20 protein-coding genes and 1 pseudogene are annotated in these 25,600 nt (G+C 65.0%); 6 read left to right on the forward strand and 15 right to left on the reverse strand.

Translation table 11 applies throughout. The annotated features are described in order from the left end of the window. The 4 genes and pseudogenes from G559_RS29365 to rluC all read right to left on the reverse strand — a co-directional run. Positions 1–224 (reverse strand): annotated as a pseudogene (locus G559_RS29365) (IS5/IS1182 family transposase); the annotation flags it as partial. A 114-nt stretch (positions 225–338) separates the two neighbouring features. Beyond that, on the reverse strand, positions 339–1,319 hold the full coding sequence (gene sppA / locus G559_RS0125165; RefSeq protein ID WP_028630873.1) for a signal peptide peptidase SppA: 981 nt from the start codon (positions 1,317–1,319) through the stop codon (positions 339–341). Beyond that, complete coding sequence (locus tag G559_RS0125170; RefSeq protein WP_028630874.1) at positions 1,312–2,004, reverse strand: HAD-IA family hydrolase; 693 nt, start codon at positions 2,002–2,004, stop codon at positions 1,312–1,314. The genes sppA and G559_RS0125170 overlap by 8 nt, the downstream gene beginning before the upstream one ends. Further along, entirely contained in the window at positions 1,997–2,950 is a 954-nt protein-coding gene (rluC, locus tag G559_RS0125175; RefSeq protein WP_028630875.1) for a 23S rRNA pseudouridine(955/2504/2580) synthase RluC, read from the reverse strand. The genes G559_RS0125170 and rluC overlap by 8 nt, the downstream gene beginning before the upstream one ends. A gap of 560 nt (positions 2,951–3,510) precedes the next feature. Between rluC and rne the strand changes: the two genes are divergently transcribed. Beyond that, entirely contained in the window at positions 3,511–6,648 is a 3,138-nt protein-coding gene (rne, locus tag G559_RS0125180; protein ID WP_036997885.1) for a ribonuclease E, read from the forward strand. A 67-nt stretch (positions 6,649–6,715) separates the two neighbouring features. On the opposite strand, the gene G559_RS0125185 is transcribed toward rne, so the two are convergent. From G559_RS0125185 to G559_RS0125200, 4 genes are all read right to left on the reverse strand, one after another. Then, on the reverse strand, positions 6,716–8,497 hold the full coding sequence (locus G559_RS0125185) for an ABC transporter transmembrane domain-containing protein (protein ID WP_028630877.1): 1,782 nt from the start codon (positions 8,495–8,497) through the stop codon (positions 6,716–6,718). Positions 8,498–8,505: 8 nt separating this feature from the next. Then, complete coding sequence (locus G559_RS0125190; RefSeq protein ID WP_028630878.1) at positions 8,506–8,928, reverse strand: DoxX-like family protein; 423 nt, start codon at positions 8,926–8,928, stop codon at positions 8,506–8,508. Beyond that, entirely contained in the window at positions 8,915–9,355 is a 441-nt protein-coding gene (locus tag G559_RS0125195; RefSeq protein WP_028630879.1) for a thiol-disulfide oxidoreductase DCC family protein, read from the reverse strand. The genes G559_RS0125190 and G559_RS0125195 overlap by 14 nt, the downstream gene beginning before the upstream one ends. A gap of 71 nt (positions 9,356–9,426) precedes the next feature. After that, on the reverse strand, positions 9,427–10,554 hold the full coding sequence (locus G559_RS0125200; RefSeq protein WP_028630880.1) for an ATP-NAD kinase family protein: 1,128 nt from the start codon (positions 10,552–10,554) through the stop codon (positions 9,427–9,429). A 194-nt stretch (positions 10,555–10,748) separates the two neighbouring features. On the opposite strand from G559_RS0125200, the gene G559_RS30730 reads away from it, so the two are divergent. Further along, positions 10,749–10,925, forward strand: coding sequence for a PA1571 family protein (locus tag G559_RS30730; RefSeq protein ID WP_169338780.1), 177 nt, complete (start codon positions 10,749–10,751; stop codon positions 10,923–10,925). A gap of 34 nt (positions 10,926–10,959) precedes the next feature. Here the strand turns inward: G559_RS30730 and pdxB are convergent, their stop codons facing one another. After that, positions 10,960–12,102 carry a 4-phosphoerythronate dehydrogenase PdxB gene (pdxB, locus tag G559_RS0125210; RefSeq protein ID WP_028630881.1) on the reverse strand — a complete coding sequence of 381 codons (1,143 nt, stop codon included), beginning with the start codon at positions 12,100–12,102 and terminating at the stop codon, positions 10,960–10,962. Between the two features lie 268 nt (positions 12,103–12,370). On the opposite strand from pdxB, the gene G559_RS0125215 reads away from it, so the two are divergent. Continuing rightward, on the forward strand, positions 12,371–13,753 hold the full coding sequence (locus tag G559_RS0125215; RefSeq protein WP_028630882.1) for an MATE family efflux transporter: 1,383 nt from the start codon (positions 12,371–12,373) through the stop codon (positions 13,751–13,753). Positions 13,754–13,886: 133 nt separating this feature from the next. On the opposite strand, the gene tusA is transcribed toward G559_RS0125215, so the two are convergent. Further along, positions 13,887–14,126 (reverse strand): sulfurtransferase TusA, encoded by a 240-nt coding sequence (tusA, locus tag G559_RS0125220; protein WP_028630883.1) that lies wholly within the window; start codon positions 14,124–14,126, stop codon positions 13,887–13,889. A 146-nt stretch (positions 14,127–14,272) separates the two neighbouring features. Between tusA and G559_RS0125225 the strand changes: the two genes are divergently transcribed. Further along, positions 14,273–15,838 (forward strand): alpha/beta hydrolase family protein, encoded by a 1,566-nt coding sequence (locus G559_RS0125225; protein ID WP_245586548.1) that lies wholly within the window; start codon positions 14,273–14,275, stop codon positions 15,836–15,838. Positions 15,839–15,877: 39 nt separating this feature from the next. Beyond that, positions 15,878–16,048, forward strand: a complete 171-nt coding sequence (locus tag G559_RS30735) for a hypothetical protein (protein WP_169338781.1) — start codon at positions 15,878–15,880, stop codon at positions 16,046–16,048. Here G559_RS30735 and rlmM read toward each other — a convergent pair. Beyond that, positions 16,043–17,092, reverse strand: coding sequence for a 23S rRNA (cytidine(2498)-2'-O)-methyltransferase RlmM (gene rlmM / locus G559_RS0125235; protein ID WP_028630885.1), 1,050 nt, complete (start codon positions 17,090–17,092; stop codon positions 16,043–16,045). The two genes, G559_RS30735 and rlmM, sit on opposite strands and share 6 nt — an antisense overlap. Positions 17,093–17,306: 214 nt before the next feature. Between rlmM and acnA the strand changes: the two genes are divergently transcribed. Next, entirely contained in the window at positions 17,307–19,997 is a 2,691-nt protein-coding gene (gene acnA / locus G559_RS0125240) for an aconitate hydratase AcnA (protein WP_028630886.1), read from the forward strand. Between the two features lie 51 nt (positions 19,998–20,048). On the opposite strand, the gene G559_RS0125245 is transcribed toward acnA, so the two are convergent. The 4 genes from G559_RS0125245 to algG all read right to left on the reverse strand — a co-directional run bounded on the left by G559_RS0125245 (position 20,049) and on the right by algG (position 25,594). Continuing rightward, positions 20,049–21,494, reverse strand: coding sequence for a mannose-1-phosphate guanylyltransferase/mannose-6-phosphate isomerase (locus tag G559_RS0125245; protein WP_028630887.1), 1,446 nt, complete (start codon positions 21,492–21,494; stop codon positions 20,049–20,051). Between the two features lie 104 nt (positions 21,495–21,598). Next, the gene (locus tag G559_RS0125250) at positions 21,599–22,687 is read right to left on the reverse strand and encodes a mannuronate-specific alginate lyase (protein WP_245586549.1); all 1,089 of its coding nucleotides are present in this window, start codon (positions 22,685–22,687) and stop codon (positions 21,599–21,601) included. Then, complete coding sequence (locus G559_RS0125255; RefSeq protein ID WP_028630889.1) at positions 22,684–24,069, reverse strand: alginate O-acetyltransferase AlgX-related protein; 1,386 nt, start codon at positions 24,067–24,069, stop codon at positions 22,684–22,686. The genes G559_RS0125250 and G559_RS0125255 overlap by 4 nt, the downstream gene beginning before the upstream one ends. A gap of 4 nt (positions 24,070–24,073) precedes the next feature. Then, positions 24,074–25,594, reverse strand: coding sequence for a mannuronan 5-epimerase AlgG (gene algG, locus G559_RS0125260; RefSeq protein ID WP_028630890.1), 1,521 nt, complete (start codon positions 25,592–25,594; stop codon positions 24,074–24,076). Positions 25,595–25,600: the final 6 nt, after the last annotated feature.

Raw genomic sequence — 25,600 nt, forward strand, 5'->3', positions numbered from 1 at the left:
CGCTGGAAGTAGCCGTACAGGTAGAGCTTGAGCAGGTCCGCCGGGTCGTAGGGCGGACGCCCGGTTCGACCCGGCTGCGCCTTGCTGAAACCCAGCGCCTGCAGATCCAGCCGCGCCACGTAGACCTCGATCACCCGCACCAGGTGGTCTTCGGGAACCAGCTCGTCCAACGACGGCGGAAACAGGCTGTCCTGACCGCGCGCCTCTCCCTGGATGTAGCCCATAAACGACAATGCCCGTATCGATCGATACGGGCATTGTCTTCAGCTTCGACTCAGACGGCTAGGTTTTCACACAGTCTGATTCGCCGGGCCTTCCTTCACTAACGACACTCACACTCAGCGCAGGCTTGGCCCCTGGAACCCCATCCAGAGCGCCAGGCGCTCAGCGACGCTGGCACCAAACTTCTTCGAAAATCGATCGAAAGGCGACTCCTGAACGGTATAATCAACAATCTCCTTTGCACCGACGACTTCACGAGCCACAAAACTGGCATTGCCAAGCTTGTCCACCAACCCCAACACCAACGCCTGCTCGCCAGTCCAGACCAAACCACTGAAGAGCTCGGGATGAGTGTCAACCTTGAGCCGGTCGCCACGCCCCTTCTTCACGCTCTCGATAAATTGTTGATGCGTGGTGCTCAACACACCCTGCCAGAACTCGGTCTCCTCCGGCTTTTGCGGCTGGAACGGATCGAGGAAGGCCTTGTGCTCGCCTGAGGTATAGACACGGCGCTCGACGCCAAGCTTAGCCATGGCGTCGACGAAGCCGAAGCTCGCCGCAGTAACACCGATGGAACCGACCAGGCTGGCCTTGTCGGCGTAAATCTCGTCGGCCGCACTGGCGATGTAATAAGCACCAGATGCCCCCAGGTCCGAAATGACGGCGTAGACCTTGATGTCCTTGTGCTCTTCGCGCAGCCGGCGGATCTCGTCATAAACGTAGCCGGACTGCACCGGACTGCCGCCCGGGCTGTTGATGCGCAACACCACACCCCTGGTGTTCGGATCTTCGAAGGCCGCACGCAGACCGGTCACGATATTGTCGGCACTTGCTGCCTCCTCATCGGCGATCATGCCGCGCACCTCAACCAGGGCGGTATGCTCCTGACTACGCGCCGCACTTTTCTGCAGGTCGAAGATCGGCGAGAACAGCGCCAGGGCGGCGAACAGGTAAAGGAAAGTCAGCGATTTGAAGAAAATACCCCAGCGCCGGGCACGGCGCTGCTCCTGAACACCAGCCAGGACCGCTTTTTCCAGCAGCTTCCAGCTCTTCTGTTCAGCCTTGTCGACAGCCGGTTCTTTCCACTCGTCAGACATAAGACTCCACCTCTCGGGATTGCCGGCTCAGGCCACCGCTCAACCAGTGGCTCAGCTCCTCGAAACGCTCGATCGCCAACCTGGGCGACTCCTTGAGCAACTCAGCAAGCGGCTGGGCACCATAGCCCACCGCCACGGAATCCATCCCAGCCCGATGCGCCATGCGCAAATCGAAGGGCGAATCCCCCACCATCACCGCCTGCTCGGCCCCCACCCCACAATGCGCCAGGATTTCCTGCAGCATGCGTGGATCAGGCTTGCTTGCCGTTTCATCAGCGCAACGAGTGACATCGAAATAGTCCAGCCACCCACGCCCGGCCAGCACATGATCCAACCCTCGACGACTCTTGCCGGTGGCCACGGCCAGACGGTAGCCCTGCTCTCGGAATGTTTCCAGGGCCTCAGCCACCCCATCGAACAACGGGGAAGGCTGACGCTCCAGGGCGTTGTAGTGCTCACCGTATCGCTGGCGGAACGTGTCGATGCGCTGCGCATCATCGAGTTCTGGATAGAGGGTAGCGATAGCCTCCGGCAAGCCGAGCCCGATGATACCCTTGATGGCGGCATCATCGCGCCAGGGCAACCCCGAAACCTCCGCTGCCACACGCATGGCTTCGACAATGCGGGCAATGGAGTCAACCAACGTGCCATCCCAGTCGAAGATCAGAAGCTGATAATCAGGCACCTAGTCGCTCCAGGGTTTTCTGCCACATCTCATCCACCGGAGCCTCCAGCTTCAGCTCACCGCCATCGGGAAGGCTGATAGCCAGGGAATGCGCATGAAGGAACAAGCGCTTGCCACCCAGATCACGAATCTCGCGGGTGAAATCCTCATCCCCATACTTGGGATCGCCAGCGATGGAATGACCGGCGTGTTTGGCATGCACACGAATCTGGTGAGTGCGCCCAGTGATGGGACTGGCTTCCACCAGGGTGGCGAACTCGCCAAAACGACGCACGACACGAAATTCGGTCAGCGCCTCCTTGCCCTCGGGATTCACCTCGACCATACGCTCGCCGGAGCGCAGGTTGTTCTTCAGCAGCGGCGCACTGACCTTCTTCTTCGAGGTCGGCCAACTGCCGCGCACCAGCGCCAGATAGCGCTTATCGACGCCATCACCACGCAATGCCTCGTGCAGGTGACGCAACATACTGCGCTTCTTGGCGATCATCAGCAGACCGGAAGTGTCGCGATCCAGGCGATGCACCAGCTCAATATCCTTGGCCTCCGGACGCAACTGACGAAAGGCTTCGATCACGCCGAAGCTGAGGCCGCTGCCACCATGCACCGCGATGCCAGACGGCTTGTTCAGCACGATCAGCGCCTTGTCTTCGTAGACGATGGCGCTCTCCAGACGCTCCAGCAGCCCCTGGGCCACCGGTGCCGGCTCGTTCGGTTCGGACAGGCGCAGCGGCGGAACCCGCACGATATCGCCAGCTTGGAGCTTGTACTCCGGCTTGATTCGCCCCTTGTTGACGCGGACCTCGCCCTTACGAAGGATGCGATAAATCAACGTCTTGGGCGCACCTTTCAACTGGGTACGTAGGAAATTGTCGATGCGTTGGCCGGCATATTCCGGCGAAACCTCAAGCAGCTGGACGCCGGAGGTTGGAGAGGCAGGAGTATTCATCTGGGTATCATAACAATTTTTTATGGATTTGAAGCACTTAATGATTACTGCTATAGTCGCGAACGCCGCCAAAAGCGGCCTGGTTTCGGGGTGTTCGCCAAAACTGCCACCCCCCAACCGCTGCAACCCTTTCAGGACGTAAGGCCGTCCGACAGAAAATTCGCCGCATTGACCGCGATATTTCCGAAATCAAAGCCTCGAGCCATGACGCGTGATCACCCCTTCCAATGGGAGATCACGGTAAATGCAACCCGCTACGGATTCAGCGAGCGGCACCCGATTTTCAAGGGATAAGTGTAGGGTGGAGATGCATAACCGTCGGACTGCGTAGTTTCAAGACGCTTCATTTCGTCCGCTACCGACCGTTGATTCCTCCTCCTGAACAAGTGCTTCTGTCACGACACAGCAAGCAGGAGACGTAGTCGCGATTCCGGCCCCTTTGGCTGGAGTTCGCTGGACACTGGGGTGGCCCGCCGCCCCTGACACGCACCTGACACCGACCGCGAGAGTCGTGTGCGCCAATCGCCGTTTCCGGTAGCCCGGAAACCTATTGGTACCACATGAAAAGAATGCTGATTAACGCGACTCAGCCCGAAGAGTTGCGTGTTGCTCTGGTCGACGGCCAACGCCTGTACGATCTGGACATTGAATCGGGTGCCCGCGAGCAGAAGAAAGCCAACATCTACAAGGGCCGAATCACTCGCATCGAACCCAGCCTCGAGGCTGCCTTCGTCGATTTCGGCGCTGAGCGCCACGGTTTCCTGCCTCTGAAAGAAATCTCCCGCGAGTACTTCAAGAAGTCCCCCGAAGGCCGCATCAACATCAAGGAAGTGCTCAGCGAAGGCCAGGAAGTCATCGTCCAGGTCGAGAAAGAAGAACGTGGCAACAAGGGCGCAGCCCTGACCACCTTTATCAGCCTCGCCGGCCGTTATCTGGTTCTGATGCCGAACAACCCGCGCGCAGGTGGTATCTCCCGCCGTATCGAAGGCGAAGAGCGCAACGAACTGCGTGAAGCGCTGAACGGCCTCAACGCTCCGGCCGACATGGGCCTGATCGTCCGCACCGCCGGCCTCGGCCGCTCCAGCGAAGAGCTGCAGTGGGACCTGGACTACCTGCTGCAACTCTGGAGCGCCATCAAGGAAGCCTCCGGTGAGCGTGGCGCGCCCTTCCTGATCTACCAGGAAAGCAACGTCATCATCCGCGCCATTCGCGACTACCTGCGCCAGGACATCGGCGAAGTGCTGGTCGACAGCGTCGAAGCCCACGAAGAAGCCCTGAGCTTCATCCGCCAGGTGATGCCGCAGTACCAGAGCAAGATCAAGCTCTATCAGGACAGCGTCCCGCTGTTCAATCGCTTCCAGATCGAAAGCCAGATCGAAACCGCCTTCCAGCGCGAAGTGAAGCTGCCGTCCGGCGGTTCCATCGTCATCGACCCGACCGAAGCCCTGGTGTCGATCGACATCAACTCGGCTCGCGCGACCAAAGGCGGCGACATCGAAGAAACCGCTCTGCAGACCAATCTGGAAGCGGCCGAAGAAATCGCCCGCCAGCTGCGCCTGCGTGACATTGGTGGCCTGATCGTCATCGACTTCATCGATATGACCCCGGCCAAGAACCAGCGCGCCGTGGAAGAGAAAGTCCGTGAAGCCCTGGAAGCCGACCGCGCCCGTGTGCAGATTGGCCGCATCTCTCGTTTCGGTCTGCTGGAAATGTCCCGTCAGCGCCTGCGTCCGTCCTTGGGCGAGACCAGCGGCATCGTCTGCCCGCGCTGCGACGGCCAAGGCATCATCCGTGACGTCGAATCCCTGTCCCTGGCCATCCTGCGCCTGATCGAAGAAGAGGCCCTCAAGGACCGCACCGCCGAAGTCCGCGCCCAGGTCCCGATCCCCGTTGCCGCCTTCCTGCTTAACGAGAAGCGCAACAGCATCACCAAGATTGAGCTGCGTAGCCGTTCGCGCATCGTCATCCTGCCGAACGACCACCTGGAAACTCCGCACTTCGAAGTCCAGCGCCTGCGCGATGACAGCCCAGAAGTGCTGAGCAGCCAGTCCAGCTACGAAATGACGCCTGCCGAAGCGGAAGAAATTCAGCCGGTCAGCTCCACCCGCACCCTGGTTCGCCAGGAAGCCGCGGTGAAGACTGTTTCCCCTGAGCGCCCCGTTCCGGCCCCGGTTGCCCCTCAGGCCCCGACACCCGCACCCGCACCGACCCCGGAACCCAGCCTGTTCAAGGGTCTGGTGAAGTCCCTGGTAGGCCTGTTCGCCGGCAAGGAAGAGCCCAAGGTCGAAGCCGAGAAGCCTTCCACCGAGCGCCAGCCGCGCAGTGAAGAACGCCGTAGCGGTCGCCAGCAGAACCGCCGCCGCGATGGTCGTGAGCCCCGCGAAGGTCGTGAAGCCCGCCGTGAGGACGATCGCAAGCCTCGCGAAGAGCGTCAGCCGCGCGAAGCCCGTGAGGCGCGCGAAGGCCAGGAAAGCCGCCGTGAGCGTCCGGCCCGCGAAGAGCGCCAGCCGCGTGAGGAGCGCCAACCGCGCGAAGAGCGTCAGCCGCGTGAACCGCGTGAAGAGCGCCAGCCCCGCGAAGAGCGTCAGCCGCGCGAGCCTCGCGAGGAACGTCAGCCGCGTGAACCGCGTGAAGAGCGCCAACCTCGCGAAGAGCGTCAGCCTCGTGAGCCCCGTGAAGGCCAGGAAGGTCGCCGCGAGCGTGGCGAACGCGCCGAGCGTCCGGCCCGCGAAGAGCGCCAGCCGCGTGAAGAGCGTCAACCTCGTGAAGAGCGCCAGCCCCGTGCCGAACTGGCCCAGGCCGATGCCGAGGCGGTCGACGAAGAACTGCTGAACAACGAAGAGCTGCTGCAGGACGACGAACAGGAAGGCGCCGATGGCGAACGTCCCCGTCGCCGTTCCCGTGGCCAGCGTCGCCGCAGCAATCGCCGCGAGCGCCAGCGCGAAGCAAACGGTGATGAGCTGGAAGAAGGTCAGGAAGATCAGGAAGGCGCCGAGCAGGCCGCTCCGGCCGACGCCACCCAGATCGCTGCAGTAGCCGCCACCGCCGCGGTCACCGCAGACCTGGTCGCCGAAGCAACTGCTGAAGCAACCGCTGAAGCACCGGCCGCGGCCGAAACTCCGGTTGTTGAAGCTCCGGTTGCCGAAGTCGTGGTCGCCCAAGTCGAGGAAGCCGCTCCGGTCGTCGAACTGGCTCCGGTGGTCGAGGAAGCCCCGGCTGTGGTCGAAGCCCCTCAGGTCGCTGAACCGGCCCCGGCCGAAGTCGTAGCCGAAGCCGAAGCGCCTGCCGTCGCTTCCGTCGAGGAAGCACCGGCTGCAGAGCCCCAGGTCGAAGAGCCGGTTCGTGCGCCCTCCAGCGGTGGCCGTGCCCCCAACGATCCGCGTGAAGTGCGTCGCCGTCAGCGCGAAGCCGAGCGTCTGGCCAAGGAAGCCGAAGAGGCTGCTGCCAAGGCCGTTGACGCGGTAGCCGCTGCCGAACCGGTCGCCACTGCCGTACACGCCATCGCCGGCGTGGAAGAGGAAGTGGTCGCCGCCGAGCAGAAGGTTGAAGAAACTGTCGAACAGGCTGTAGAGGCTCCGGCCGAACAGACTGAGCAAGTGGCTGAAGCAACCGAAGCCGAAGTACCGGCCCAAGCCGAGACCAAGGCCGAGGAAGAAGAGAAGGACGAAGCCAAGGACGAGACCAAACCGGTCGTCTGAAGCCAAGCCTGAAAGAGAAAGGGGATGCCATCGGCATCCCCTTTTTCATTCCGCTTGTTTAATTCCCCTACTCCACCTCATCCTCCGCCTGGACGCCGAACTGCAACTCGGCCAGTCGCGCATAGAGCGGGCTGCTGGCCACCAATTGCGCGTGGCGACCGACCGCAATCACCTTTCCCCGCTCCATCACAGCGATGCGATCGGCATTCTGCACGGTGGCCAGACGGTGGGCGATCACCAGCGTGGTGCGTCCGCTCATCAGGGCCGGCAGGGCCTGCTGGATCAGGTGCTCGCTTTCTGCATCGAGGGCGCTGGTGGCCTCGTCCAGCAGCAGGATGGGTGCATCCACCAGCAGGGCTCGGGCAATGGCCAGACGCTGGCGCTGGCCACCGGAAAGGCCGATGCCGCCCTCCCCCAGGTGCGTCCGGTAGCCCTGCGGCAGGCGCGTGATGAACTCGTGGGCATGGGCCGCACGCGCGGCAGCCTCCACTTCGGCATCGCTGGCCTCGGGGCGTCCATAGCGGATGTTGTCTTCGACGCTGCCGTAGAACAGTGCGGGATTCTGGGACACCAGGGCGAAACAGCGGCGCAGGTCGGCAGGGTCGAGTTGCTGCAACGCCACGCCCTTGACGCGGATGCTGCCCGCCTGGGGGTCGAAGAAGCGCAGCAGCAGTTCGAACACCGTCGACTTGCCCGCACCCGAGGGCCCGACCAGCGCCAGGGTCTCACCAGGGCGAACGTCCAGGCTGACGCCATCCAGGGCGTTCACTTCAGGCCGACTGGGATAGGCGAAGCAAACAGCCTCCAGTTCGATACGACCACTGACACGTTCCGGCAGCGTCACCTGTCCCTCAGCCGGGGCGTGGATGGCGTTGCGCGCCTGGAGCAACTCGGCGATACGCTCGGCCGCACCGGCGGCGCTCTGCAGCTCACCGATCACTTCACTGATAGCACCGAAGGCCGCCCCCACGATCAAGCTATAGAACACGAAGGCCGCCAGGTCGCCGGGAGAGATACGCCCGGCGATGACATCCGTTCCGCCGACCCAGAGCATGACCCCAACGGCTCCCAGCACCAGCAGGATCACCAGGGTGATCAGCCAGGCGCGCTGGGTGATGCGGTGCAGTGCCGTGTCAAAGGCACCTTCCACCGTGCCGGCGAAACGTTGACGATCCTGGGCCTGATGGTTGTACGCCTGCACCGTCTTGATCTGCCCCAGGGTTTCGCCAACGTAGCTGCCGACATCGGCGATACGGTCCTGGCTCTGCCGCGACAGGCGCCGCACACGGCGCCCGAAAATGAGGATGGGCGCCAGCACCAGCGGCAACGCCAGCAGCACGATGCCGGTCAGCTTGGGATTGGTGACAAACAGCAGGCCGATGCCGCCCACCAGCATGATGCCGTTGCGCAGCGCCATGGAGAGGGACGAGCCGATCACCGATTGCAGCAGCGTCGTGTCGGCTGTCAGCCGAGACTGGATCTCCGAGGCGCGGTTGCTCTCGTAGAAACCTGGATGCAGCTGGATCAGGTGATCGAACACGCGCTTGCGGATGTCCGCGACGAATCGCTCGCCTATCCAGGACACCAGGTAGAAGCGCGTAAAGGTACCGACGGCCAGCGCCAGCACCAGACCGAAGAACAGCATGATCGAATGCTGCAACGACGCCTGGGATTGGGTCGCCAGGCCCTGGTCCACCAACAGGCGGATGCCCTGCCCCATGGACAAGGTGATTCCGGCAGTGAACAACAACGCCAGCAGCGCGCCCAACACTCGCCAGCGATAGGGCGAAACGAAGCGACCAGCCATGCGCAGCGCATTGCGCTGCCGTGCAGAAAGAAGGGATGCCATTGAGGGACTCAGTCGGATTGCCTAAGGGGTTGCCCTGCGCGCTGCGCGGCGGCGGCAGGCGCTTCCGCCCACCACCCCGCCAGACAGAGGCAGAGCGCCACCAGGTTGGTGGACAGGGGATTGAATGCCTGGATCAGCAAGCCCGGAGCGAACAGCGCCACATCCAGCAATAAGCCGATCAACAATGCCGCCGCCAGCGCCAAGGGCCAGCGTTGTTTGCGTACCCGCAACAGGATCAGCGCAAGGGCGATTTCCGCCAGCCCGGCAATGGTCGCTACCAGCTCCACGCGGGTTAGGCCATGGGCGGCAATCATCAATTTCTCGTCGGCGCTCAACCAGAGCAGCTTGGGCACCAGACCGTGGTAGAGGAACAACAGCGCCAACCCCCACCGGGCCAACGAGGCGAAGCGACGTGATTCAGCGGTCGGCATTCAGGAAGCGCCCCTCATGGTCGGGCGACGGCAGCAGGCAGACGTCGTGCCGGCCGAAAAGGCGGTAGCGATTCAGGGCAATACGGTCGTAGCACCAGTCGCGCAGGCCCAGAGGCAGAAAGCGGAAAACGCCCAGCAGCGGCCAGGGGGCCGGCAACTGACGAACGATCCGTGCAATGGCCTCGGAGCGGACGAACAGCTCGCGGCCTTCCACATAGAGCATGGTGGCGAAGCTATCGGTGGGCAGGCCGAACCAGCGCAGGATCGCCTGCCCTTCCACCGACTGTACCGAGGCAAGCTTGAATACCCGCGCCCGGTCATGGCGGATCAGGAACTTCGCCCAGCCGTTACAGAGCTTGCACACCCCGTCAAACAGCACGACGTGCTCGCCGGGGCGGACATGGGGCGGGTACTGCTCGGCATCCATCACGATGCTCCTGAATCCACGGGGAAGTGCCGTCGATGGTAGCCGATCTCCCCGGATACCGGCGCCCCGCCTCAGGCCGGGTCGCCCCACCCCACGGGATAGAGCAGCTCCTCTTTGTAGCCCGCCCAGACCCGCACGGCATCCGGGAAGGCTTCATCCAGGGCCGGATCACCACTGTCCACCAGCAACGGCCGCCCTTCCAGAGTGCCAAGCTTGCGTTTGGTGGCGACCACCCTCAGGTGATCCAGGCCGATGGCCCGCAGCACCCTGGGGCTGATCTGCTGGTTGCCCCGGCCGATGATGTGCCCCTGGCCGCCAATGGCAGTGACCAGCAACCGCGCCGGATGACCGTCCACCAGCGCGAACAGCTGGCTTTCGGTCACGTCTCGGGCGATCACCACGCCATTCTCGACCACGTCGACGCCCAGCAGCGTGGTGTCCAGCCCCAGATTGGCTGCCAGGCCATGGAGGGTGGAGCCCGGCCCGAGCACATAGCGCACGCCCTCCTCCCAGCTGTCGTTCAGCCAGTCGGCCAGATCCACCAGCACCAGCTCTTCCGACTCCATTCCACCTTGCTTGACGTGCTGCATGAAGTGGCCTTCCTCGGGCACGGTCAGCTCGCCATACCAGCGCGCCGCGACCTTGCCGTCGCGCAGGGCCGCTTCGTCCAGGTCGCGCACCTCGCCACTGGCCAGACGCACCAGGCCACCCTCCACCAGGCGCCGCGCCAGTTCTCCGGCGGCGCGCGGGCTGATGGCATAGACGCCGGAGTGGATCTTCACGCCGGCGGGAATGCCCAGCACCGGCTGGCCTTCGCGCACTGCGGCGCTGACGTCCCGCGCCGTGCCGTCTCCACCGGCGAAGAGAATCAAGGCAACGCCGGCGTCCTGCAGGGCGTCGACAGCCTGCCGAGTGTCCTCTGCGCATGTCATGGGGCCGTCCAGATGGCCTAGGACGCGGTGGTCGAAGCCCATTTCCGCCAACAGGTCGGCGCCCATCGGGCCAGGGAAGGTGAGGAACTGGATGCGCCCGACGAGCGGCAGCAGACATTCCAGGGCCAGGCGAGTGCGCGCAGCCGCACGGGGCTCCGCACCTCTGGCAATGGCCTCTGCGGCAACGCCGTCGCTACCCTTTAGCGCAGCCGGGCCGCCCAGACCGGCCAAGGGATTGATGATCAGGCCCATATGGAACAAGGACATGCTTACCTCGAACTGAACTGTCGCCCCGCACTGGGGGATCCACCTACCACGACCAGGACATTCGCAGTTGGCATATTCGCTGCTAATGTTTCCTGGTCTTTCTTTATTTTCTGGCGCAACGTTGGCGCCAACTGTCACCGCGCTTTCATCTACCCTACCTAGACTGCGCGCACCACCTGAAGAGGAGACAGGCCATGAGCTTGCACGACAGCACTTCCGATCGCCGCGTGATCCCGCTGCGCAATCCTCGTCCCGTGGGCGGCGCCGTCATCGACGCCCAGGGCCGTGAGATTCCGATCACCGAATCCATGATCCAGCGCGCCTGCCAGGAACTGCACAAGCAGTTGGAGTCCGAGCTGAAACAGGCTTGAGCGCCCCTGGCCCGGGGCAATTCCGGGCCTCTTCCTACACCAGTTCCGCGCCCAGCGCCCGGACGATTTCTGCCAACCTGGGGGCTTCCCCCGTCAAACGCACCCGCAACCCGTCGATCTCCCGGCGCACCGGATAGTGCTTGCGCAGGGCATCGAAAGCAGCGCGTCGCTGCGCCTCGTCGCCCACCAGGCTGCGACGGAAATCCGCATCGTCGCGGCGCGGGTCGTACACCGCACGGCACAGGGTCGCCAGCGCCCAGTTCGGGTCGCAACTGGCATCCAGGGCCAGCTCCCCCAGCCAGGGGGTCGGTAGCAGCTCATCCAATTGCACATTTTCCGCCTGCCCACTGACCCGGCACCAGGCCTGGTAGATCTGCGCCGTGCCGCGCAACTTGCCGTCCAGGCTGTATCCGGCGATGTGCGGCGTGGCGATACGGCATAGGCGCGCCAGCTCCACGTCCGCCCGGGGCTCGCCTTCCCAGACATCCAGCACCGCGCGCACGTCCGTGCGCCGGCCAAGCAGCTCGCGCAGGGCCTGGTTGTCCACTACGGCACCGCGGCTGGCGTTGATCAGCCAGGCACCGGGGCGAAGCCGCGCAAGGCGACCGGCGTCCAGCAGGTGATGAGTCGGGTGCTCACCGCCGCTGTCCAGCGGCGTATGCAGGCTGATGGCGTCGCATTCGTGGAGGATGGTCGCGAGATCGACGAAGTCGCCCCCTTCGGCGGCCTGCCGCGGCGGATCGCACACCAGCACCCGCCACCCGAGACCACGCAGCACGTCCACCAGGCGCCCGCCCACCTGGCCGGCGCCCACTACGCCAAAGGTGCGCGAGCCGAGGTCCACGCCTTCATCCTCGGCCAGCACCAGCAGGCTTCCGAGCACATAGTCCACCACGCCGCGGGCGTTGCAACCGGGGGCGCTGGACCAGGCGATACCGGCCTCGGTGAAGTAATCGAGGTCCAGGTGATCGGTCCCGATCGTGCAGGTGCCGACAAAGCGCACCGGGCTGCCAGCCAGCAGCGCGCGATCGACGCGGGTCACCGAACGCACCAGGAGCAGATCAGCGTCTGCCAGCGCGGCAGCATCGATGGCGCGCCCCGGCAGACGGCGTATTTTCCCCAAGCCGCCAAAGAAGGCATCGACCAGGGGTATGTTTTCGTCGGCAACTATTTGCATGGCAGGCTCCGGCAGAGAGGCCGTCATTTTACGCAATCCCCTCGGCAGATGCCCGTATCACGGGCCGTCACCCCTCTTTTCTGACCAATGTGTCAGGGCGTAGACTAGGCGTCCCTCAGCCTCCACGTCCCGTTCCGCCGGCAGCCTCTGCTGCAAAGGCTGGGACCGTGCACCGTCGCGAGCCCGTCGCGACCAGGCAACGCCCAGATTCCCGACAGCCACCCTTTGCATGGACACCACCGGTACGCCCGGAGGATGACTTATCGATATGGAACTATCAGTGACCCAACCTCAAACCCGTTTCAGCCGCGCCAGCACGGAACTGCGCGCGCTGCTCAAGCTGGCGGCGCCGATCATGATCGCCCAGCTTTCCAACACCGCCATGGGTTTCGTCGACGCGGTGATGGCCGGCCGCGTCAGCCCCCGCGACCTGGCTGCCGTGGCGCTCGGCAACTCCATCTGGATTCCGGTGTTCCTGCTGATGACCGGCATCCTCCTTGCCACCACCGCCAAGGTCGCCGAGCGCTTTGGCGCCGGCAAACCGGACGAGATCGGCCCGCTGGTACGACAGGCCCTCTGGCTGGCGCTGGTGGTAGGAATCTGCGGTGCCCTGCTGCTGATCAATGCGCGCCCCGTGCTGCAGCTGATGGGCGTGGACCCTGACCTGGTCGACCCGGCCATGGGCTACCTGCACGGCATCGCCTTCGGTTTTCCGGCGGTGGCCCTCTACTATGTGCTGCGCTGCTTCAGCGACGGCCTGGGTCGTACCCGCCCGAGCATGGTGCTGGGCATCTGCGGCCTGCTGCTGAACATTCCGCTGAACTACATCCTGATCTACGGCCACCTGGGCATGCCCGCCCTGGGCGGCGTGGGCTGCGGCTGGGCCAGCGGGGCGGTGATGTGGTTCATGCTGCTGGGCATGCTGAGCTGGGTAATCCGCGCCCCGGCCTACAAGCCAAGCCGGCTGTTCGGCCAGTTCGACAAACCGCAGTGGTCGATGATCAAGCGCCTGCTTTCCATCGGCGGCCCCATCGGCATCGCCGTATTCGCCGAATCGAGCATTTTCGCCGTGATCGCGCTGCTGATCGGCGGCCTGGGCGCCACTGTGGTGGCCGGGCACCAGATCGCGCTCAACTTCAGCGCCCTGATCTTCATGATCCCATACGCCCTGGCGATGGCGGTCACCGTGCGCGTCGGCCAGGCGCTGGGCCGTGGCGAGCCGCGAGCCGCGCGCTTCGCCGCAGGTATTGGTATCGGCGCCGCACTGGCCTATGCGTGCTTGTCCGCCAGCCTGATGCTGCTGTTCCGCGAACCGATCGCGAAGATGTACTCGCCCGATCCGCAAGTGATCGCAGTGGCAGCCATGCTGATCGTCTACTCGGCGCTGTTCCAGTTCTCCGACGCCATCCAGGTAGCGGCCGCTGGCGCCCTGCGTGGCTACCAGGACACCCGCGCGACCATGGTCATCACCCTCTTTGCCTACTGGGGCATCGGCCTGCCAGTGGGTTATGCCCTCGGCCTGTCCGACTGGCTGGGCGAACCCAGCGGGCCCAAGGGGCTTTGGCAGGGGTTGGTGGTGGGCCTGACCTGTGCTGCGGTGCTGCTCAGCCTTAGACTGGCGCGCAGCGCACGGGCAAGGATTCGCCGCTGACAAGAAGGGCCGCATCGAGCGGCCCTTTTTCATTCACATCGGCGTAAGACCGGCCGGGGCCTCGCTGAACGCCAGGCCCCGGCTCTGCATGCGCGCCGGGGTCATGTTCGAGCCCGGGGCGAAGCAGAGGGCATCAATCGGCTTTCTTGCGAATCCAGTAGAAGTAGGTGCCAGCCTCTTCCGACTGGTCCAGCAGTTCATGGCCAAGGAAGACACAGAACTTCGGGATGTCGCGGCGCGTGGAAGGGTCGGTGGCGATCACCTTGAGCAGGCCGCCGGCCGGCAGGTCGCGCACTTTGTTGTGCAGCATCATTACCGGTTCGGGGCAGTTCAGGCCGGTGGCGTCGAGGATGGCATCAGGCTGTTGGGACATAAGGCACTCCAAAAACTGGCGGCTATTGTGGCGCAAAGCCGAGTCTCCGCCCAGCCTTGCCACGCGTGCAGCGACGTCCGGCCACAGCACCACACAACCTTGGATGGGCGCGCCTGGCCAGCTCGCTTGGGCAAGCTGGACGGAACATGACCGCCAGCGAAAATCCGATGCGCCTCACCAGTCTGCTTCTCATTCTTCTCCTGCTGGGCGGCTGCGCTGCCCGCGAGCAGCTTCCCGACTACAGCACCCTCGCCGACCGCGCGCTGCCTGCGACCCACTTCGAGACAGTGATCACCGCCCGGGACGGCACCCGGCTTTCCGCCACCGTCTTCCAGCCGGCACTGAAGCCCGGCGAGCAAGCCCCCCTGGTCGTTCACACCCACGGCTGGGGCGGCTGGCGAGTGACCGGGCCGGATGGCTTCTACGGCCAGCAGATGATGTCCGGGCGAGCCGCGCTCAAGGCCTGGCAGGCCGGTTTCTGGGTGATCAGCTACGACCAGCGCGGTTGGGGCGGCAGCGACGGCAACATTGAGATGATGGACCCGCGCTACGAAGTGCAAGACGCCCTGGCGGTAATCGACTGGGCTGCCGCCCACCTGCCGCGACTGACCATGGACGGCCCCGGCGATCCGCGTGTCGGCATGCTCGGCGAAAGCTATGGCGGCGCCGTGCAGTTGCTGGCGTCGGCCGAAGACCCACGCATCGACGCCATAGTGCCCATCGCTACCTGGTACGACCTGTCCGAGGCCCTCGCCCCGGGCGGACGCATGAAAGTCGGCTGGACTGGCGTACTGCTGGGCCTCGGCATTGCCACCGGCTACGACCTGGGCAAGTTCACCCAGGCGTCCTATCTGAAAAGCGCCGGCGGCGAAATGACGCCCGACGTGCAGGCCGAACTCAAGTCCCACAGCCTTGCCAACTACTGCCAACGCGGCCAGCGCCCGCACGCAGACGCACTGCTGATCCAGGGCCTGCGCGACACCCTGTTCCCCCTCGACCAGGGGCTGGCCATTCGCGACTGCCTGGATCAGGGCAACGCCGATGTGCGCCTCCTGGGCATGCAGGGTGGGCATATCCTGCCGCCGCCCCTGCAGCACTGGAGCGGCCTGCCACCCTTCAACAACGAGCCCGTGCTGCATTGCGGTGACCGCGCCATCAATCTCTACCAGGCGGTGGTCGCCTGGTACGAGGACAAGCTGCGCGGCCGGTCCGGCGTCGCCGACAGCGTGCCGGACCTTTGCCTCAGCCTCGACCTGGATCACGGCCTGATGCTGCAACAGCCCCCGCAGATGGACGCGCCACAGCCTCTGCCGGAGACGCGCATTCGCCCGCTGACCAGCGGATGGCTCAGCCCTTCCCGCTTCATCCCGCTGCGCCAGGTCGACAACGCCAGTGGACTGGTGGGTACCGCCCAGCTGCAGTTGCAGCGCGACGCCAACGCACCGCTGCTGTTCGCCTCCCTGGCAGTGCGCCGCGCCGGAGGCCGCATCGAAGTGCTCAGCGAACAGGTCACCCCACTCAACGCCCGCCAGGTTGAGCTGGCAGCCGTCAGCGCCCTGCTCCAGCCCGGCGATGAGCTGGGCCTGAAAGTCAGCGGCTTCAGTGGCCAGTACCTGTTCAACAGTTCTTGGAGCCCACAGTCGACCACGCTCAAGGGGGAGGTCCGCCTGCCGTCGTTGATCCCCCTGGAGACGCCACTGGCCAGCCAGTGAGCGGCGGCGCAGCATGAGGTTTTCCCAGTGGAGCGGGCCATGTCCGAAGCCCCCGAGCGCAGCTGGTGCGTCAAGCGACTGGATGACAACGGCAACGAGTTCGTCCTGCGCGACGGCCTGACCCGGGCAGAAGCCGAGCGCCTGGTAGCGGAGTACCAGGCGCGTGGACACAAGCAGAGTTACTGGGTGGAGCGAGTGCCGGTGCTATAGCCTGCGCAGATGGCAGGTCACTTCCTCGCGGTCGTGATAGAGCTGCTTGCAGCCGATAAAGACCTTCAGCCCACGCCCTTTCAGGCCGTCGTCAATGCGCGCCAGCAGCTTCCGCACTTCGGCGTAGCGCTGCTTCATCGGCAGCTTGAGATTGACCACCGCTTCCTGGCACCAGCCTTCACCCAGCCAGGTCTCGATCATCGCGGCAGTGCGCGCAGGCTTCTCGACGATGTCGCACACCATCCAGTTCACCGGCCGGCGCGGCTTGAAGGTGAAACCGTCGGCACGCTGGTGTTCGACGAAGCCGGAATACATCAGGCTCTCCGCCATGGGGCCGTTGTCGACGGCGGTGACCTTGATCTCCCGCTGCACCAGCTGCCAGGTCCAGCCACCGGGGGCCGCGCCCAGATCCACTGCAGTCATGCCCGGCGCCAGGCGCTTGTCCCAGTCGGCGCGGGGGATGAAGTGGTGCCAGGCCTCTTCCAGCTTGAGGGTCGAGCGGCTCGGCGCTTCGCGGGGGAACTTCAGACGTGGGATGCCCATGGGCCAGAGCGCCGAATTGTTGGACTCGGCCATGCCGACGAACGCCTGTCGGCCACTGCGGAAGGTCAGCAACAGGCGCGGCAGTTGCGCGTCGTCCTTGAGCTTGCCGGCCTTGATCAGGGCGCTGCGCAGCGGCTTCTCGAACTTGCGGCAGAAGGTGGACAGCTCCTTGCCTTCGTTGGTGTCCAGCACCTCCAGCCAGAGGCTGCCGCACACCGGGTAGCCGGCCAGTGCCTCCAACAGCACGCCGATGCGGTCGGATTCCGGCAGCTCGACGAATTCGCCGCGGGCCCACTGGCGCGGAAAGATCAACTGACTGAAACGCACCTTGCGCATCAACCGCTCGGCGCCGCCGGGCTCACTGCAGACGAACTCGGCGCAGGCGCTATGGGGTTTGGCCTTGGAATAACCCGCCACATCAAGATGGGCGGCGTGCTCGGCGATTTCGGCACAGACCTCACCCTCGAAACCGGGGCGGCAGTGCAACAGCAAGGTGTTCATCGGGTGGGCTCCTCCTGGGCGCGCACTATAGTTGCGCAACGCCCGTTTTCACACAGGAAAGGAAGGAAATTCCTACAGCCGGATAGCTTCATCCGGGGAGCCCGGCCCGCCCTGCCGGTCGGCTGACATGGCAGGACCCGCCAAGCGGGGCTAGGGTTTTAGCTTCCGTACGCGCAGCCGGCCCATGCCGTGTGGGCCTCAAGGAGATATCTCGATGCCTTCCCTGGATAGCCTGAACTGCCGCCGCAGCCTCGAAGTCGCAGGCAAGACCTTTCACTACTTCAGCTTGCCCGAGGCAGCCAAGCGCCTGGGCGCGATCGACAAGCTGCCCATGTCGATGAAGGTGCTGCTGGAGAACCTGTTGCGCTGGGAGGATGACGAAACGGTCAATGCTGCCGACCTCAAGGCCCTGGCCGAGTGGCTCGGCCCGCGCAGATCGGAGCGGGAGATCCAGTACCGCCCCGCCCGGGTGCTGATGCAGGACTTCACTGGCGTGCCGGCCGTGGTGGACCTTGCCGCCATGCGCGCCGCCGTCGCCGCGGCCGGTGGCGACCCGCAGCGCATCAATCCGCTGTCGCCGGTGGACCTGGTGATCGACCATTCGGTGATGGTGGACCGCTTCGCCTCCCAGGCCGCCTTCGGAGAGAACGTCGAGATCGAAATGCAGCGCAACGGCGAGCGCTACGCCTTCCTGCGTTGGGGCCAGCGGGCCTTCGACAACTTCAGCGTGGTGCCACCGGGTACCGGCATCTGCCACCAGGTCAACCTGGAGTACCTGGCCCGTACCGTCTGGACCCGCGAAGAAGACGGCCTCACCTACGCCTTCCCCGACACCCTGGTAGGCACCGATTCCCACACCACGATGATCAACGGCCTTGGCGTGCTCGGCTGGGGCGTTGGCGGCATCGAAGCTGAAGCCGCCATGCTCGGCCAGCCGGTGTCGATGCTGATTCCCGAGGTAATCGGCTTCAAGCTCACCGGCAAGTTGCGCGAAGGCATTACCGCCACCGACCTGGTGCTCACCGTCACCCAGATGCTCCGCAAGAAGGGTGTGGTGGGGAAATTCGTCGAGTTCTACGGCGACGGCCTGGCCGACCTGCCCCTGGCCGACCGCGCCACCATCGCCAACATGGCCCCGGAATACGGCGCCACCTGCGGCTTCTTCCCGGTGGACGAGATCACCCTCGGCTACCTGCGCCTCTCCGGCCGTCCGGAAGAAACCGTGCAACTGGTGGAGGCGTACAGCAAGGCCCAGGGCCTGTGGCGCGAAGCCGGACACGAACCGGTGTTCACCGACACCCTGGCCCTGGACCTTTCCAGCGTCGAAGCCAGCCTGGCCGGCCCCCGCCGCCCCCAGGACCGCGTGCCGCTGCCCCAGGTGCCCAGGGCTTTCGACGACCTGCTGAACCTGCAACTCAAGTCCTCCGGCACCAGCGGTGCCGGCAAGGTCAGCGTGACGCTGGACGATGGCGAACACTTCAATCTCGAAGATGGCGCCGTGGTCATCGCCGCCATCACCTCCTGCACCAACACCTCCAACCCCAGCGTGATGATGGCCGCCGGCCTGCTGGCGAAGAAGGCCGTGGAAAAGGGCTTGACCCGCAAACCCTGGGTGAAGTCCTCTCTCGCCCCGGGTTCCAAGGTGGTGACCGAGTACTTCCGCGCGGCCGGCCTCACGCCCTACCTGGACCAGCTCGGCTTCAACCTGGTGGGCTACGGCTGCACCACCTGCATCGGCAACTCCGGGCCCCTGCTCGACCCCATCGAGAAGGCCATCCAGCAAGCGGACCTGACGGTGGCTTCAGTGCTGTCGGGCAACCGCAACTTTGAAGGCCGGGTGCATCCCCTGGTGAAAGCCAACTGGCTGGCGTCTCCGCCGCTGGTGGTGGCCTATGCATTGGCGGGCAGCGTGCGCGTGGATGTTGCCAACCAGCCGCTGGGCCAGGGCAAGGACGGCCAGCCGGTCTATCTGAAGGATGTCTGGCCAAGCCAGCAGGAAATCGCCGCAGCCATCCAGAAGGTGGATACCGCCATGTTCCGCAAGGAATACGCCGAAGTCTTCGCTGGCGACGCGCAATGGCGCGCGATCAAGGTGCCCGAATCCGATACCTACGCCTGGCAGGCGGACTCCACCTACATCCAGCACCCGCCCTTCTTCGCCGACATCACCGGTGCGCCGCCGAAAGTGGAAGACGTTCACCAGGCGCGCATCCTGGCCCTGCTCGGTGATTCGGTGACCACCGACCACATCTCCCCGGCTGGCAACATCAAGGCGGACAGCCCGGCTGGGCGCTATCTGCGCGAGCACGGCGTCGCCCCCGCCGACTTCAACTCCTACGGCTCACGGCGCGGCAACCATGAAGTGATGATGCGCGGCACCTTCGCCAATATCCGTATTCGCAACGAGATGCTCGGTGGCGAGGAAGGCGGCAACACCCTGCACCTGCCCAGCGGCGAAAAACTGGCCATCTATGACGCCGCCATGCGCTACCAGGACGAAGGCACGCCGCTGGTGATAGTCGCCGGCAAGGAATACGGCACCGGTTCCTCCCGCGACTGGGCGGCCAAGGGCACCAACCTGCTGGGGGTCAAGGCGGTGATCGCCGAGAGCTTCGAGCGTATCCACCGCTCCAACCTGGTGGGCATGGGCGTGTTGCCCCTGCAGTTCAAGGATGGCGACGACCGCAAGACCCTCAACCTCACCGGCAAGGAAACCCTGACCATCAGAGGCCTGGACGGCACCAGCCTGCGCCCGCACATGGACCTGCACCTGGATATCACCCGCGATGACGGCTCGAAGGAGCAGGCTGAACTGCTGTGCCGCATCGATACCCAGAACGAGGTGGAGTACTTCAAGGCCGGCGGCATCCTCCACTACGTTCTGCGGCAACTCCTGGCGGGCTAACCTCCCGGCGCGGCCTGCGGAAAAGCGCAGGCCGCGCGACGTGACACGCACTCAGCCCTTCACCAGGCCCAGGTCCTGGGCGCTGCGGCCGTAGACATCCTCCAATCGCTCGATATCGTCCTCGCCCAGGTAGCTGCCGGACTGGACCTCGATGATTTCCAGCGGAATCTTGCCGGGGTTGGCCAGGCGGTGGATCGAGGCGATGGGGATGTAGGTGGACTGGTTTTCAGTGAGCAGGAAGGTCTTGTCGTCACAGGTCACCCGTGCGGTACCGGACACCACTATCCAGTGCTCGGCGCGGTGGTGGTGCATCTGCAGCGAGAGCTGCGCCCCCGGTTTTACGGTGATGTGCTTGACCTGGTGACGGGAACCCGAGTCCACCGAGTCGTAGCCGCCCCAGGGACGGTAGACCTGACAGTGGCTCTGGGTTTCCTGGCGGCCACGGGCGTCCAGTGCACCGACCAGTTTCTTCACCTCTTGCACCTTGTCCTTGTGGGCGATCATCACCGCGTCACGGGTTTCCACCACGACCACGTCCTCCAGGCCCAGCAGCGTGACCAGCTTGGAGTTGCCGTGGACATAGCAATTGCGGCTGTCATGGGTGAGCACATCGCCCTTGAGCACGTTGCCATCGTCGTCCTTGGCGTGGACTTCCCAGAGGGACGACCAGCTGCCCACGTCGTTCCAGCCAGCGGCGAGCGGCACCACGCAGGCCCGGGAGGTCCTTTCCATCACGGCATAGTCGATGGAGTTCTCCGGGCAGCACTCGAAGGTGCCTGCATCGATACGCAACAGGTCGCGCTCGACCTTGCTGCGCTCGAGCGCCAGCACGCAGGTGTCGTAGATGTCCGGCTCATGGTTGCGCAGCTCGTCCAGGTAGCGACTGGCGCGGAACAGGAACATGCCGCTGTTCCAGTAATAGCCACCGCTACGCACGAACTCGGCGGCGCGGCCGCTGTCCGGTTTTTCGACGAATTGCTCGACCCGGTACGCCCCGGGAGCCAGCTCCGGCCCCTCTTCGCCACGCGCGGCCTTGATGTAGCCGAAACCGGTCTCGGGGCGTTCGGCGGGAATGCCGAACAGCACCATCTCGCCGTCCTCCGCCGCCGCCCGGCCGATCTCCAGGGCCTGGCGCAACCCGCCCTCGTCTGTAATCACGTGGTCGGCCGGCAGCACCAGCAGCAGTTCATCGCGGCCCTCGGCGAGCATCCGCAGGGCGGCAATGGCCACTGCCGGTGCCGTGTTGCGGCCGAAAGGCTCCAGCAGGATGCGCTGGGCGGTCATGCCGATGCCGGCCAACTGCTCGTTGACGATGAAGCGGTGCTCCTGGTTGCACACGATGATCGGTCGCTCGATGCCCTCGCCCCCGAGGCGCTGCATGGTCTGCTGGAACAGCGTGTGCTCACCGGCCAGGGCCAGGAACTGTTTGGGGTACAGCTTGCGCGACAGCGGCCAGAGTCGCGAACCACTGCCACCGGACAAAATCACTGGAATCATGCCTGCTCTCCTCTCAACCCTCGAATCCACCTGGACCGCGCCGTCTTCCCGACGACCGGCCGGATCAAGCCTCCGGCACGTCCTGTGCCGGGGAAACGCATGCGTCAGTCGCGCTCACCCAGCTGCGGGGGCGTGGCGAACAGCTGGGTGATGTCGCCACCCAACCGGTAGGTTTTCAGTGGCTCGATGGAGCGGCGCCATTCTTCGGTGCTGGGCGCGCAGCGGTAGAGCGCGCAATAGGGTTCCAGCCAGGCGAACTTGCCGTCCTCCTGCAGGTCTTCCAGCTCCTGCTTGAAGCCGGTCTTCTCTTCGAAGCGCCGTGGGTTCTCGATGCCCTGCTCCACGCGCGTGGCCAAGCGCTGGATCGCCCGGTGATTGTCCGTACGCAGGTCGATGCCGTTGGCCTGAGCGAAGGCCATCATCATCATCAGCGGGCCCATGCTGTAGTTGTGGTACGCCAGGGCGCGCGTCTCGCGACGCAGTTCGTTGGGCAGGTAGCCCTCCGCATCGACCTGCGAGACGCCGATGCGCAGCTGCGCCACGGACCAGTCGAACAGGTCGCGACGATCAACCACGACCGAGGCGGCCATCACTGCCCAGGCGGCCCAGTACTGATGGTTGTTGAGGCGTTCCAGCGGCTGGTCGCGCCAGTCCGCCACCACCTGCTGGCCGAGCCGGCCGATCCACGCCTCGATGGGGCGGGTTTGCGCCTCGCGTCCGGCCAGGGGCTGGGATCGGGAAAACTTCAGCCGCAGGTAGGCCGACGAAATGCTGCCCAGGGCCCACTTGCGCATGGACTTGCCGGTATGGGTGTACTGCCGACTCAGCAGCGCCTCGGCGGCTGCCCACTGGCCGAGCCATTCCAGGGCGCAGTCGAGGTGCCCTTGGCGCCCCAGCCGCAGCCAGGCCGCCACCTGCTTGTTGACCATTTTCTCGAGTACACGGATCTGCTCGGCCTGGGCCTGGTAGCGAGCATTGGACGCCTTGTTCAACTGGTCGCGGGCCGGGCCGGAGCCCTCGTACTTGCTCGGAATCATCAAGTCGCCCACGTAAGGCCTGGCCACCACCGGGCAGGTTTCCGCCTCGCCCTTCTTCAGCGTTGCCGGCAGGTAGTAGCCGCCAGGGGGAACCAGATCGGTAGCGCCGGCCAGGACTGGCACCAGGCTTGCCAGCACCGCGATCCAGGCCTTCACGATCCGGCTCCAGCCTGCGCGGTGCGCAGGTCCGGCCGCGCCTCGTCACTGCGCGCCTTGCACAGGCGCGCGCTCAGCTGCCCGTCCCCGCCACCTGGCAACGCCTGGACATTGAGGGAGAGGAAGGTGAGTTCGTCCCAGTCGGCGTCCTCGCGCAGCTCCAGCAGGAAGCGCCCCGGTCCCGGGCCGCGCAGGAACACCAGGTTCTCCTGGCGACCGTTCATGAAGGTCAGGGTGGCCGCCAGTTGCTGCACGCTCGCGTCATCCAGCTGCAGGTCGATCCGGTAGTCGCTGCCTTGAATCGGCAGCACGCCGTCGGCGCCATTGAACAGTACCTGGTGGCTACCGGCCGCCAGGCTGGTTTGTCCCTGCAGCAACGCGGGCCGACCCATGCAGCCGTCTCCTACCGCAGCGATGGTCTGCCGGTAGAAATTGCGCTGGGTCAGGCTGTCGGCATCGTCCATCTCCCATATCAGCAGTTTCGGTGGTCGCTGCCGGTAGTCATCGCTCATGAGGTACGCCATCAGTGCAGCCGCATGCCCGCCCCCCGGCTGGGAAGCGTTGTGCACCGGGGTCTCCAGGTTCTGCTCGAGGAAGCCGGCGAAGTTGAAGGCATCGTCAGCGTTGCCGCCGCCCACCAGGACCACCTCGGCAGCCGGCTCCTGGCCCGCCGCCATGGGCCGGGTGACATAGCCCTGGACGAACTGGCGCGGATAACCCGTGCCGCAGGCCAGCTGCGCGGCCTTCTGCAGCGAACCGCTGCGCCCGATCAAGCCACCGGGCTGGCTGGTGAAGCTTTCCTGGGGCAGGTGTTGCAGCGCCGGAATGCCCCGCACCGTATCGGCCACCAGCCGCGCAGTACGCTCCGCCCCCTGGGGCGTCCAGTGCTGGTCGCCCTTGAAGTAGTAGTCCGGCGTGTCGGCCCGGGCCTCCATCAGGCTGGCCAGGTCCGGCACCCAGATGTCCAGCTCGCGCAGGCGTGCCAGGGTCGCGCGGTAGTTCTCGCGCGCCTTGGCCTGGTCGAATCGCACCAGGTCGGTCGGCTGCAGCTTGTTGCCATGGAGCAGTCCGCGACTGGGCTGGTAGACCACCAGCAGCTCGGTGCCGTTGTGCCTGAGGGCGTTGCGCAAGCGCCTGAGTTGCTTGTAGCTGTAGTCGTCCAGGCCGAACTCTGTACGCAGGTCCTGGGCACGGCTGAACAACCAGCCATCACGGGCCTCCAGCAGGGCACCGTGTTCCGCCAGACCCGGCTGTGCCGAATCGAGGCTGGCCGCCGCCGGGCACAGGTTGCAACAGGCTTGCGCCTCATAGGTCGGCGCGGCGCGCAGCTCGCTGGCAGCGGCCAGGAGGGCCGCCGCGATCACGCAGGTGGCTCGATTCATCGCTTCACTCCTTGCTGGCCAGGCTGCCGGCGGGCTCGATCAGCACCGCCCGCTGCTGACGCAGCAGAATGTCCATGATTTCGCCCTGGTGTTCGCCCAGCAGGCCGCTGAAGGAAATCCCCGAGGATTTCTGCGGCGCCAGGATGCTCAGCCGGTAGAGTTCCAGCCGCGTCGGTGAATGGATGGAGATGGGGCTGGAGCCATTGCCGACGAGTTGGTCGCCAACGATGCGCAGGGACACGCGCGGGTCGAAGGGGTCTTCTTCGAGGTCACGATCGGTCCCGCGCAGGTCCTTGATGTGGCCGTAGATGCCGGTGAGCTTGTTGGCGGCCAGCAGGTTGCCCTGGAGGCGGACATCCAGGCTGTTGCGCACGCGTATGCCGTGCCGCTCGTTGTTCATGCTGCGGTTGTGCCAGAGCACGTTGCGCGGGCTTTCGTAGAGGGTGATGCCGTCCGCCTCGTTCTTGTAGGTCTCGTTGTAGGCGACGACGTTGTTGACGCTGCTGCGGTCCAGGACGATGCCGGACAGCTTGTTGTGATGGGACCGGTTGTTGATGATCCAGCTGTCGTTGACCTCGCGGGAGATGATGATCCCGTGCTTCTTCTTCGTTCCGAATGCCTCGTTCTCGGCAATGATCAGCCGTCGCGAACGGTCGTGGGGGTCGATGCCATAGACGATGTTGCGGTCATAGACATTGCCCCGGATGACGACGTCGTCCGCCTCGTAGCAGTAGAAGCCGTACCACATGTCAATAAAGCGCGAGTTGAGCAGCCAGCCGGTGGGACGTGAGCGCTTCATCTTCGGCGCCATGCTCGGGCTGTACTGCGAGATGGAAAAACCATAGGCCTTGCTGGCGTCGTAGCCGAAGCTCTGGATCACGCTGTCGACCACGTAGGTCTCGGTGCCGCCCCAGGCGAGGAAATAGGGCCTGAACTCCTTGGCCTCGCGCCACAGCGCCGGTTCACCGGTGCGCTCGCGCCAGGCCGTGACCTGGGTGCCGGTGATGAACACCCGACCGTCGTTGACCAGGAAGGCACCGGCCTCCTGGGACAGCCGCAGTTCGCGCGTATCGCGGTCGATGTGCAGGGTGGCGCCGGGCCGCACGATGATCGGCAGCCGCGCCAGGTAGACGCCCGGAGCGGTTTCGGCGAACGCCTCCCGGGGCAATTGCCTGGCCAGCGCGGCGGTGTTCATGTAGCCCTTCTCGATGAAGATGGCGCGGGGCATGCGTTTCTGGCGCACTACCCATTCCTTCAGGCGCTCTTCGCCGCCGATGAATTCGTCCAGTGCGTCTTCATGCAGCATCTCTTTGATTACCGCGCGGCCCTCTGGCTTGCGCTGGATTCTGGCCTCAGCCGCCGCTGCCGTGAAAACGGACAGATCCGGCATCGCCGGCGCGGCAATCTCCAGCGGTTCGCCCGGCTCGGCGCTGAGCCGGTAACCGCCGGCCAGTATTTCCGCGCCGGCCAGGGCACTGGCCAGGCACGCGGCCAATGCGACTCCGGACTTGATCATCCCGTGCATCTCCCG

The sequence above is a fragment of the Metapseudomonas resinovorans DSM 21078 genome (assembly GCF_000423545.1).
Classification (GTDB): Bacteria; Pseudomonadota; Gammaproteobacteria; order Pseudomonadales; family Pseudomonadaceae; genus Metapseudomonas; species Metapseudomonas resinovorans.